Raw genomic sequence first — 11,604 nt, forward strand, 5'->3', positions numbered from 1 at the left:
ACAAATGTATGATAATCGGGCGGTTTACATTCCATCAATTGTATGGGATTTAGATTTGCCTGTCAATGAACATTTGATCCTGAATTCGTTTCAAGCCTTCCTTGATCGCCCTTGCCCGAACTTCCCCAATACCGTCCACATCATCCAGCTCACCGATTGTCGCCATCATAATATGAGGCAGTCTGGCGAAGCGCTCGACCAGATTATTCATAATAATGAGCGGCAAGCGCGGGATTTTGTTGAGCAGACGATAGCCTCGCGGTGAAATGGATTCTTCCGCCATAGATGCGGTATGCGGATAGCCCAGCAAGCGGATAATGGGCGAGGCGTCCAGCAGCTCATCCGAGCTAAGCTTTTTCATCGCCAGCCGAATTTCCCGGATTTTCTCATCCGAATTATCTTTCGCATAATCCTTCAACAAATACCAAGCATCCTCGTCCACACCATCGACCAGCTCTTCGAGCTGCATCGCTATGAGGCGGCCTTCCGTCCCAAGCTCAGTCACATAACGTTTAATTTCCATTTTGACGCGCAGCACCATTTCTACACGCTGTACGACATGAGCGACCTCCTGTAAGGTGACTAGCTCTTCGAATTCAAGGACGGACAAATTTTTGAACGATTGATTCAATACCGCCTTGTATTTCTCCAGCGTCTGAATCGCCTGATTTGCTTTCGTTAAAATATTACCCATTTCCTTGAGCGCATACCGTAAATTTCCTTGATAAAGCGTAATAATATTTCGGCGCTGCGAAATGGATACGACGAGCTTGCCCGTCTGCTTGCCTACCCGCTCCGCGGTACGGTGGCGGATTCCTGTCTCAATAGACGGAATGGAGCTGTTCGGAATCAACTGCGTGTTGGCATACAGAATCCGCCGCATATCCTCGCTCAAAATAATTGCACCATCCATTTTTGCAAGCTCATATAAATAGTTGGGCGAGAAGTCGCAATTGATGGAAAAACCTCCATCTACAACCTCCATTACCTCAGGACTGTATCCCACAACGATTAGTGCCCCAGTCTTCGCCCGCAGCACGTTCTCTAAGCCGTCACGGAACGGGGTACCGGGCGCGACTAGCTGCAAAAGCTGGTTCATCGTTTCTATCTGGCTCTGTTCCTTCATCATCTTCCCCCTATCCTAGTGCTGCCGAGAGCGCTTCCGCTACGGTATTTACACCAATAATCTCAATGGATGCCGGCGGCTTCCAGCCCTTCAAGCTTTTCTCCGGCATAATAACGCGTTTGAAACCTAGCTTCTCGGCCTCCTTTACCCGCTGCTCAGCGCGCGAAACCGCACGCACCTCACCTGTCAAACCAACCTCTCCGAACACAACGTCGTAGGGTCTCGTTGGCGCATCCCGAAAGCTGGAAGCAAGACATACCGCTGCTGCTAAATCAACGGCTGGCTCATCCAGCTTGATTCCACCCGCTACATTTAAATAGGCATCCTGCGTCTGAAGAAACATGCCGTTTCGCTTCTCAAGCACCGCAATGATCAGCGCCATGCGATGATGGTCAAGCCCCGCTGTCATTCGCCTTGGCGATGGGAAATTCGTCGTCGCGACCAGCGCCTGCAATTCCACCAATACAGGACGGGTTCCCTCCATGCTAGCAACAACAATAGAGCCTGCTACGCCAAGCGGACGCTCAGATAAAAACAACTCAGAAGGATTCAGCACCTCACGCAAGCCTTCCTCGCCCATCTCGAAAATTCCGATCTCATTCGTTGAGCCGAATCGGTTCTTCACCGCGCGCAGCAGCCTGTAGGTATGATGGCGCTCACCTTCAAAATACAACACGCAATCAACCATATGCTCCAGCATCCGCGGCCCAGCGATGGCGCCTTCCTTCGTCACATGCCCGACCAGCACCGTTGCAATTCCTTTGATTTTGGCGACTCGCATAAAATGCGCTGTGCATTCCCGTACCTGGGACACGCTGCCTGGCGCAGATTGCACCCCTGGGTCATAAACCGTCTGGATCGAGTCAATAACGAGAAAATCGGGGTCCACCGATTCAATTGCCTCGTTAATATGATCCATATTTGTTTCGCAAAGCACATACAAGGATTCCGTCAGCGCACCAAGCCGATCCGCTCTTAGCCTCGTTTGCCGTACCGATTCCTCACCCGATATATAGAGAACCTTCAATCCCTTCGTTGCCAATGCATGCGAGGTTTGCAGCAGCAACGTGGATTTTCCGATACCGGGGTCGCCCCCTACCAGCAAAAGGGAGCCCGGCACGACGCCTCCGCCAAGCACGCGGTTCAGCTCCTTCAAGCTCGTTTCAATCCGCGGTTCCTTCCCGCTCTCTATATGTATGATTGATTGTGGCTTTTCTTTCGTTTGCGCAACACGCAAACCGACTCCCTGCGTCTTGACGACTGTTTCCTTCTCTTCAATCATGGAATTCCATGAATGGCACCCCGGGCATTTGCCCATCCACTTTGGCGACTCTGTTCCACATTCATTGCACACGAATTTCGTTTTTATTTTTGCCATATCCGGCTCCTTTTACTAAAAAACACGATCATTAAAAGTTTACCATTTAATGTGGATTGTATAAACCCCTACTTCCTTATACGCAAAAAAGTTCCCTGTCAACCATAGGAGGAAGAAGGAAACTTTCTGTAAAAGACTACCTATATCCGCTAACCTTTAAGCTTGAATAGTCGCTTGCCGCGCCACAATAACGCGATGGGTTGAAAGCTGCGAGCCGAGCATAATGACTTCATTTTGCTGGCTATGGCAGCCTTCACCTGCCTTTTTTTGACGATGTGCGTGCGCCTGACGGAAGGAATCGCTGTTGACCCAGCCTTCGAACGACGCTTTATTCTCCCATGTTGTTCCAACTCTCAGCTCATCATAGTCCACCAAGTTTTCCATAAGCAGCACTTCCATCCGGATAAAGCCGGGAGAAAGCTCAATTCCCTTCGTATGCTGGAACCGCTCGGCTACGGCCTCCCCATGCCCTTTTTTAATTTTAATGGTGTTCGTGACCACGATCATGATGTTACTCCTCCTATCAAGCCTGAAGGCTTTCCAAATAAGCGTAAACGCCGCGCGACTCCTCGCCACCCATCTTGGCATGAACGATGAGCGGAATACCATGCGAGCCAATGGCATCTTTCGCCGAGGGGTCATCGCTTAAAATCGCATGAACGACTTCCAGCTTGCCTAACATCGCCGCGGCAAACAAATCTAGTCTTGCTCCACGCTCCAGCAAATATAGCGCAATATCCCTACGGCCAACATGAGCGGCTGCGCCCAGCGCATTTTCCCAATCACCATCGCCCCAGTCACAGGCAGCGTGCAGCAGTTCCGGCTCTTCATTCAGCATTTGCTTTACCTTGTCAAAATCCATATGCGCTGCTCTAACGAACTGCTTAATATATTCATTTGATAAATATGAAGCCTCTTCAGCCGTTACTCTGGCCGCATGCAAACCCATACCCTATTACCGCCTTCCGTCATGTAATCCGTTCTTCGTCATTTTATTTGAAAGAGATTATCGTCAAAGTATTGCCTACTCTTAATAAGATACACGATAATGATTCTCATTGTCAAATAAATAAAGAAGAAATTCCACCTGCCAAGCACATAAAAAAGCTTCCAGAAACCGTCATGCTCACGGGCTCTGGAAGCTTTCATTTATTGTGCAAAGCTGCATAAATCTAGCTCACCGATTTTGCTGATAAGCTGTGATCCGTTGTGCAGCATTCTTACTATTTTTATGATTTAGCTGCCGGCTCCTCGGATGCTTTCTCCAAATCAAGAGGCCCCGCTTTCGTAACCGTCAAAGCGCCATCCTTCTCATCAATCGTGAATCGGTCACCCTTTTGAATGCTGCCCGTGAGCAGTTCCTCAGACAACCGATCTTCGATATGCTTCTGAATCGCACGACGAAGTGGACGTGCACCATATTGCGGATCAAAGCCTTCCTTCGCCAAAAATGCTTTCGCTGCGTCAGTCAGCAAGAAGTCGACATCCTGCTCGCGCAGACGTTTGCGCAGATCGTCAGACATCAAGGTCACGATTTCGGCGATATGCTCCTGCTCCAGCGAGTGGAAAACGATCGTCTCATCAATCCGGTTCAAGAACTCAGGGCGGAAGCTCTTCTTGAGCTCAGCCATGACTTTATCCTTCATTTGGATGAAGTCGCGGCCAGCATCATGAACAGCCGTAAAGCCCAGCGAAGAATTCCGTTTAATTTGATCCGCGCCCACGTTCGACGTCATGATGATCAGCGTATTGCGGAAATCGACTACACGACCTTTAGAGTCAGTCAGACGGCCATCCTCCAGCACCTGCAGCAAAATGTTGAACACTTCTGGATGAGCCTTCTCAATCTCATCGAGCAATACAACCGAATAAGGCTTGCGGCGTACTTTCTCGGTCAATTGACCGCCTTCCTCATAACCAACATATCCTGGAGGCGCCCCTACGAGACGGGAAGTGGAATGCTTCTCCATATACTCCGACATATCAATGCGGATAATGGCATTCTCATCGCCAAACATCGCTTCTGCAAGCGCGCGGGCAAGCTCGGTTTTACCTACACCTGTTGGACCGAGGAAAATGAAGGAGCCCATCGGGCGCTTCGGATCCTTAAGACCGGCACGAGCACGGCGCATAGCGCGCGATACGGCTTTGACTGCTTCTTCTTGACCGATAACACGGTCGTGAAGAATGGATTCCATTTTCAGCAGACGCTCAGTCTCTTCCTCTGCCAGCTTGCTTACCGGAATGCCGGTCCAACTCGCTACCACCTGTGCAATATCCTCAGGTGTCACTTCGGAATCGGTACGACCTTGTTTTTCTTTCCACTGGTTTTTCGTAATATCCAGCTCTTCGCGCATCTTCTGCTCCGTATCGCGAAGCGCAGCCGCTTTCTCGAACTCTTGGCTCTGAACAGCGGAGTCCTTCTCCTTGCGGATATCCTCCAGACGGTTCTCAAGCTGCTTGAGGTTTGGCGGAATCGTATAGGAGTTGAGGCGAACCTTCGAGCCCGCTTCATCAATCAGGTCGATCGCTTTATCCGGCAGGAAACGATCCGTAATGTAGCGGTCGGACAGCTTCACCGCTTGAACAATCGCTTCATCGGTAATTTTCACCCGGTGATGCGCTTCATAACGATCGCGCAGACCGTACAAAATTTGTACCGCTTCTTCTGGCGATGGCTGGTCTACCGTAATCGGTTGGAAACGGCGCTCCAGCGCAGCATCCTTCTCGATATATTTGCGATATTCATCTAGCGTTGTAGCGCCGATACATTGCAGCTCACCGCGTGCTAGCGCCGGCTTCAAAATATTCGATGCATCAATCGCGCCCTCAGCACCACCTGCACCAATTAGCGTATGAAGCTCATCAATGAACAAAATGATATTGCCAGCTTGGCGGATTTCATCCATAATTTTTTTCAACCGGTCCTCAAACTCACCGCGGTATTTCGTACCTGCTACGACAGAGCCCATATCAAGCGTCATGACGCGTTTGTCGCGCAGTGTTTCCGGAATTTCATTCGCAATAATTTTTTGCGCCAGTCCTTCGGCAATAGCCGTTTTACCAACGCCTGGTTCCCCAATTAGAACCGGATTGTTCTTCGTCCGTCGGCTAAGCACTTGAATGACGCGCTCAATTTCTTTGCTGCGGCCAATAACCGGATCGAGATTGCCTTCTTTAGCAAAGGAGGTCAAATCGCGGGCAAGTCCATCCAGCGTTGGCGTGCTCACATTAGATGGAGCGCCATGGTTGCTCGAGATGGCTTCGCTGCTGCCAAGCAATTGCAGCACTTGCTGACGTGCTTTGTTCAGGCTTATGCCAAGGTTGTTCAGCACACGTGCTGCCACGCCTTCGCCTTCACGAATGAGTCCGAGCAAAATATGCTCCGTTCCAACATACGTATGGCCAAGCTTTCTCGCTTCATCCATAGACAGCTCTATAACCTTTTTCGCACGTGGCGTATAGGCAATGTTAGTTGGCTGCTCCTGGCCTCTTCCGATCAAAGCTTCAACCTCATCCTGAATTTTCTCTAGGCCCAGGCCGAGTCCAATCAGCGCTTTCGCTGCGATGCCTTCCCCTTCACGAATCAGTCCGAGCAAAATATGCTCTGTACCGATATTGTTATGTCCAAGACGAACTGCTTCCTCCTGCGCCAATGCAAGCACCTTCTGTGCTCGTTCCGTAAATCTTCCGAACATCATCGTTACGCACCCCCATGTTCCATTTGACTTCGCAACTGCTTGCGAATTAGTTCAGCCCGGCGATAATCCCGCTGCTCCGCATTCATCGTTTCCTTAAATACTTGCTGTAAGAAGCCCGGCTGCGTCATAATCAATAATTCATTCATAACTTGAGGCGTTATATTATCCAGCAAGCCCAGGTCAACGCCCAGCCTTACATCTGAAAGCCGCTGTGCCGCTTCCTTCGTATCCATAACAGCCGCATAGGATAAAATCCCATATGACCGCTTTACTCTATCTTCAATTCGCAGCTTAGACTCTGCTAGCAGCCGTATCCGAGCTGCTTTCTCATGTTCGATAATTTGTCTGGCTACGCTGTACAGGTTTTCAATAATTTCTGATTCGGATTGTCCGAGTGTAATCTGATTCGAGATTTGAAACACATTGCCAAGCGCCTCGCTGCCTTCCCCATATAATCCGCGAACCGCGAGTCCTACCTGTGTGACGGCCTGCAAAATCCGATTGATTTGCGAGGTTAGTACGAGTGCCGGCAAATGCACCATGATGGATACGCGTATACCTGTTCCAACGTTAGTCGGGCAGGTTGTTAAATAACCGCGTTTCTCATCAAAAGCATATTCGGTCTCCGCTTCAAAAATATCATCAATCTGATTCGCCAGTGTCCAAGCCTCCTGGATTTGAAAACCCGGATAAAGGCATTGAATTCGCAAATGGTCTTCTTCATTAATCATGATGCTCACCGATTCATTATCGCTGAGAATGAAGGCTCCGCCTCGAGATTCATTAGCCAAATTCGGGCTAATCAAATGCTTTTCGACCAATACACGCTTCTCCAGCTCCGTAAGCTCGGATAACACGATGGTATCGAAATGGCCGATCGGCTCAAGCTTTCCAGATGCTCCGATAGCAGCTAACTGCTCCATAACCTCAAGCGACTGCTCCTTCGTAGCAAGCAATGGGAACGGATAATGGTTCAAGTTTCTGGCGATCCGTATACGGCTGCTGATCACAATATCTGACTCTGGACCATCCCCTTTCATCCAATCGCTTAACGCTTGCTCTGAAAAACGACGACTTTTCAAGAGATATCCTCCTTACTTCACGACTTACAGCTCTGCTATTTTACGCTCAAGCTCACGAATACGATCCCTGATTTGAGCCGCACTTTCAAATTCTTCTTGTTCAATACAATCATATAGCTCGCGTCTGAGCTGATCAAGCTCACGTTTATTTTGCAATTGTCCTCCAGTGCGCTTCGGAATTTTCCCCGTATGCACCGTACTACCATGTACCCTTTTGAGCAGCGGATCTAACTTATCTGAAAAATGTTTGTAGCAGGCGCTACAGCCAAAGCGTCCGATCTTGCTGAACTGCGCATAAGTAAATCCGCATTCGTCACAGCGTATGACCGGGCAAGCCTTCGTCCCCGCCGAACCCGATGTTCCAGATGGATCAAAATCAAGCAGACCCGACAGCAAGCTGTGAATAGAGAAGCCATTCGCCGTACCCGGGATGCCTTCACCCCGTTCACGAGCGCAAGCTTCACAAATGTGAAACTCCGTCTTCTCCCCACCGACAATCTTCGTAAAATGAAGCGTTGCCGGCCTCTTGCCGCATTCCTGACAAATCAAGACAAATCACCCCTTTCCATGCACTTGCGCACGGTAAGTTATTTAACCAGAAGCGATATTAGCATCGCTCTCAGCAAACGGGCCCTTACCTCATCACGCAGCGGGAGCTTGACGGCAATTGTTTCCCGATCAATGGCTGCCCGCAGCAGCTGTGCTTCACGCTTCGTCACCAGCATCGCTTCTTCAAGCTGATAAATCAGCCCTTCCGCCACACTCTGCTCCACGCAATCTCCAATCGTCTGCCTGATATGAAATTGAATCGTCTGCAGCGCTGGCAACTCTACCCGCTGAATCCGGACATAGCCTCCGCCTCCACGCTTCGATTCGACCATGTAACCCTTCTCCAGTGTAAATCGTGTACTAATCACGTAATTAATCTGGGAAGGGACGCACGAAAATTTCTCAGCCAGCTCATTGCGCTGTATTTCCACCAAGCCTTCCGTACTTTCCTGAAGCATATTTTTTAAATACTGTTCAATGAGATCGGAAATGTTTCGCATATCACCAACCCCCCTGGTACTGCATGGAGCACAAGCTTTAGCTTATTCATATGCAGCTCCCACTGACTTTGACTTTCTTTGACTTTAATTTTATTATACGCAAAATTTAAGAAAGGTCAAGAGATGGAATCTTAATTTTCTGACTATTCATCCACCAGCATTTATACACAAAGCTACTACCTAGCATGATGCGAAAAAGCTCTAATTATACCCGACCTGCCTAGATCAGTTCTATTTATAAACAGGCTGTGCATAAAAAGTGAACGATTGTGCATAAATCCTATTTACAATTGCTCCATATAAGGTTTAATAAACTTACCCACATGTGAACAATTACACCATAACAGACTTATTCACGCCACAAAAAAATACTATGCACCTCATCCACGGCTGTAGATAAGTTGTGCACAGCATTTTCATTCTATGATTGTTAATCTCACTTATGTGACAACAAAAAACCTGTCGCAATGATTGCGACAGGCTTCTCGTGCTTGGCGACGTCCTACTCTCCCAGGACCCTGCGGTCCAAGTACCATCGGCGCTGGAGGGCTTAACGGTCGTGTTCGGGATGGGAACGCGTGGTTCCCCTCCGCCATCGCCACCAAACGGGTACTTTTCGCTGAGTTCCTTCTCGAATCAGCTTCGAAAAGATTCAACGATTATCAAAGTATTGCTACCTTGAAAACTGGATGCGAAAGACAAGCTCTGAAACTTTAGCGTATTTGTTAGGATAAGCCCTCGACCGATTAGTATTCGTCAGCTGCACGCATTGCTGCGCTTCCACCCCGAACCTATCAACCTCGTCGTCTTCAAGGGGTCTTACTAAATTGGGAAATCTCATCTTGAGGGGGGCTTCGCGCTTAGATGCTTTCAGCGCTTATCCCGTCCGTACTTGGCTACCCAGCGGTGCTCCTGGCGGAACAACTGGTACACCAGCGGTACGTCCATCCCGGTCCTCTCGTACTAAGGACAGCTCCTCTCAAATTTCCTGCGCCCGCGACAGATAGGGACCGAACTGTCTCACGACGTTCTGAACCCAGCTCGCGTACCGCTTTAATGGGCGAACAGCCCAACCCTTGGGACCTACTTCAGCCCCAGGATGCGATGAGCCGACATCGAGGTGCCAAACCTCCCCGTCGATGTGGACTCTTGGGGGAGATAAGCCTGTTATCCCCAGGGTAGCTTTTATCCGTTGAGCGATGGCCCTTCCATTCGGTACCACCGGATCACTAAGCCCGACTTTCGTCCCTGCTCGACTTGTTGGTCTCGCAGTCAAGCTCCCTTATGCCTTTGCACTCTCCGAATGATTTCCAACCATTCTGAGGGAACCTTTGGGCGCCTCCGTTACATTTTAGGAGGCGACCGCCCCAGTCAAACTGTCCACCTGACACGGTCCCCGAACCCGATTCATGGTCCTAGGTTAGAACTCCGATACGATCAGGGTGGTATCCCAACGTCGCCTCCACACAAGCTGGCGCTCATGCTTCTTAGGCTCCCACCTATCCTGTACAGATCGTACCAAAGTTCAATATCAAGTTACAGTAAAGCTCCATGGGGTCTTTCCGTCTTGTCGCGGGTAACCTGCATCTTCACAGGTATTAAAATTTCACCGGATCTCTCGTTGAGACAGCGCCCAAGTCGTTACGCCATTCGTGCGGGTCAGAATTTACCTGACAAGGAATTTCGCTACCTTAGGACCGTTATAGTTACGGCCGCCGTTTACTGGGGCTTCGGTTCACAGCTTCGGGTTACCCCTAACCGCTCCCCTTAACCTTCCAGCACCGGGCAGGCGTCAGCCCGTATACTTCGCCTTACGGCTTCGCACAGACCTGTGTTTTTGCTAAACAGTCGCTTGGGCCTTTTCACTGCGACCCCCTCGGGCTATTCACCCTACCGAGGTACCCCTTCTCCCGAAGTTACGGGGTCATTTTGCCGAGTTCCTTAACGAGAGTTCTTCCGCGCGCCTTAGCATGCTCTGCTCGCCTACCTGTGTCGGTTTGCGGTACGGGCACCTTCACCTGGCTAGAGACTTTTCTCGGCAGCCGGAGTGCATGACCTTCGCTACTGTAATTTTCGCTCCCCATCACAGCCCAGCCTTACGATGAGCGGATTTGCCTACTCATCAGCCTCACTGCTTGGACGGACTATTCCATCAGTCCGCGTCACTGCCCTTCTGCGTCATCCCATTGCTCATAACGGTTTACGGTGGTACAGGAATTTGAACCTGTTGTCCTTCCACTACGCCTTTCGGCCTCGCGTTAGGTCCCGACTTACCCTGAGTGGACGAGCCTTCCTCAGGAACCCTTAGGCTTTCGGCGGACAAGATTCTCACTTGTCTTTTCGTTACTCATACCGGCATTCTCACTTGAATACAGTCCAGCACTCCTTACGGTATACCTTCAACCTATATTCAACGCTCCCCTACCCAAGTACCATTCGGTACATGTCATAGCTTCGGTGGTGTGTTTAGCCCCGTTACATTTTCGGCGCAGAGTCACTCGACCAGTGAGCTATTACGCACTCTTTAAATGGTGGCTGCTTCTAAGCCAACATCCTGGTTGTCTTTGCAACTCCACATCCTTTCCCACTTAACACACACTTGGGGACCTTAGCTGATGATCTGGGCTGTTTCCCTCTTGACAATGGATCTTAGCACTCACTGTCTGACTCCCGAGAAGCACGTCTATGGCATTCGGAGTTTGACTAGACTTGGTAACCCTTGGCGGGCCCCGCACCCAATCAGTGCTCTACCTCCACGACGTTCATACCTCGAGGCTAGCCCTAAAGCTATTTCGGGGAGAACCAGCTATCTCCGAGTTCGATTGGAATTTCTCCGCTACCCCCACCTCATCCCCGCACTTTTCAACGTGCGTGGGTTCGGGCCTCCAGTGCGTGTTACCGCACCTTCACCCTGGACAGGGGTAGATCACACGGTTTCGGGTCTACGACCACGTACTTATTCGCCCTATTCAGACTCGCTTTCGCTGCGGCTCCGTCTTCCCGACTTAACCTTGCACGTGAACGTAACTCGCCGGTTCATTCTACAAAAGGCACGCCATCACCCATAGATCGGGCTCTGACTTTTTGTAAGCGCACGGTTTCAGGTTCTTTTTCACTCCGCTTCCGCGGTGCTTTTCACCTTTCCCTCACGGTACTGCTTCACTATCGGTCACTAGGGAGTATTTAGCCTTGGCAGATGGTCCTGCCGGATTCCGACGGGGTTTCACGTGTCCCGCCGTACTCAGGATCCGTCTCGGAGAGTGTGTAT

8 protein-coding genes and 2 rRNA genes (1 of these 10 only partly in view) are annotated in these 11,604 nt (G+C 50.1%); all 10 read right to left on the reverse strand.

Features of this window, described 5'->3' with window-relative positions:
- Positions 1-49 precede the first annotated feature (49 nt).
- On the reverse strand, positions 50-1,126 hold the full coding sequence (gene disA, locus V5J77_RS24000) for a DNA integrity scanning diadenylate cyclase DisA (RefSeq protein WP_338557037.1): 1,077 nt from the start codon (positions 1,124-1,126) through the stop codon (positions 50-52).
- Between the two features lie 10 nt (positions 1,127-1,136).
- On the reverse strand, positions 1,137-2,504 hold the full coding sequence (radA, locus tag V5J77_RS24005; RefSeq protein ID WP_338553314.1) for a DNA repair protein RadA: 1,368 nt from the start codon (positions 2,502-2,504) through the stop codon (positions 1,137-1,139).
- Between the two features lie 156 nt (positions 2,505-2,660).
- Positions 2,661-3,011, reverse strand: coding sequence for an antibiotic biosynthesis monooxygenase (locus V5J77_RS24010; protein ID WP_338553315.1), 351 nt, complete (start codon positions 3,009-3,011; stop codon positions 2,661-2,663).
- Positions 3,012-3,027: 16 nt separating this feature from the next.
- A complete protein-coding gene (locus V5J77_RS24015) occupies positions 3,028-3,453 on the reverse strand; it encodes an ankyrin repeat domain-containing protein (protein ID WP_338553316.1) in 426 nt (141 codons plus the stop codon).
- A gap of 280 nt (positions 3,454-3,733) precedes the next feature.
- The gene (clpC, locus tag V5J77_RS24020) at positions 3,734-6,205 is read right to left on the reverse strand and encodes an ATP-dependent protease ATP-binding subunit ClpC (RefSeq protein ID WP_338553317.1); all 2,472 of its coding nucleotides are present in this window, start codon (positions 6,203-6,205) and stop codon (positions 3,734-3,736) included.
- Positions 6,206-6,207: 2 nt separating this feature from the next.
- The gene (locus V5J77_RS24025) at positions 6,208-7,287 is read right to left on the reverse strand and encodes a protein arginine kinase (protein ID WP_338553318.1); all 1,080 of its coding nucleotides are present in this window, start codon (positions 7,285-7,287) and stop codon (positions 6,208-6,210) included.
- Between the two features lie 24 nt (positions 7,288-7,311).
- Entirely contained in the window at positions 7,312-7,836 is a 525-nt protein-coding gene (locus V5J77_RS24030) for a UvrB/UvrC motif-containing protein (protein ID WP_338553319.1), read from the reverse strand.
- A 38-nt stretch (positions 7,837-7,874) separates the two neighbouring features.
- Positions 7,875-8,336, reverse strand: coding sequence for a CtsR family transcriptional regulator (locus V5J77_RS24035; protein WP_338553320.1), 462 nt, complete (start codon positions 8,334-8,336; stop codon positions 7,875-7,877).
- 489 nt (positions 8,337-8,825) lie between these two features.
- Positions 8,826-8,942 (reverse strand): 5S ribosomal RNA (gene rrf / locus V5J77_RS24040).
- A 120-nt stretch (positions 8,943-9,062) separates the two neighbouring features.
- Positions 9,063-11,604: ribosomal RNA gene (locus V5J77_RS24045) — 23S ribosomal RNA — on the reverse strand; it runs 392 nt beyond the window's last position.

The sequence above is a fragment of the Paenibacillus sp. KS-LC4 genome, assembly GCF_036894955.1.
Taxonomy (GTDB): Bacteria; Bacillota; Bacilli; order Paenibacillales; family Paenibacillaceae; genus Pristimantibacillus.

Excerpts from the sequence above, each read along its gene's own strand:
- V5J77_RS24010 (WP_338553315.1), bottom strand. The coding sequence starts at position 3,011 with ATGATCGTGGTCACGAACACCATTAAAATTAAAAAAGGGCATGGGGAG.
- V5J77_RS24015 (WP_338553316.1), bottom strand. The coding sequence starts at position 3,453 with ATGGGTTTGCATGCGGCCAGAGTAACGGCTGAAGAGGCTTCATATTTA.
- disA (WP_338557037.1), bottom strand. The coding sequence starts at position 1,126 with ATGAAGGAACAGAGCCAGATAGAAACGATGAACCAGCTTTTGCAGCTA.
- radA (WP_338553314.1), bottom strand. The coding sequence starts at position 2,504 with ATGGCAAAAATAAAAACGAAATTCGTGTGCAATGAATGTGGAACAGAG.
- clpC (WP_338553317.1), bottom strand. The coding sequence starts at position 6,205 with ATGATGTTCGGAAGATTTACGGAACGAGCACAGAAGGTGCTTGCATTG.
- V5J77_RS24035 (WP_338553320.1), bottom strand. The coding sequence starts at position 8,336 with ATGCGAAACATTTCCGATCTCATTGAACAGTATTTAAAAAATATGCTT.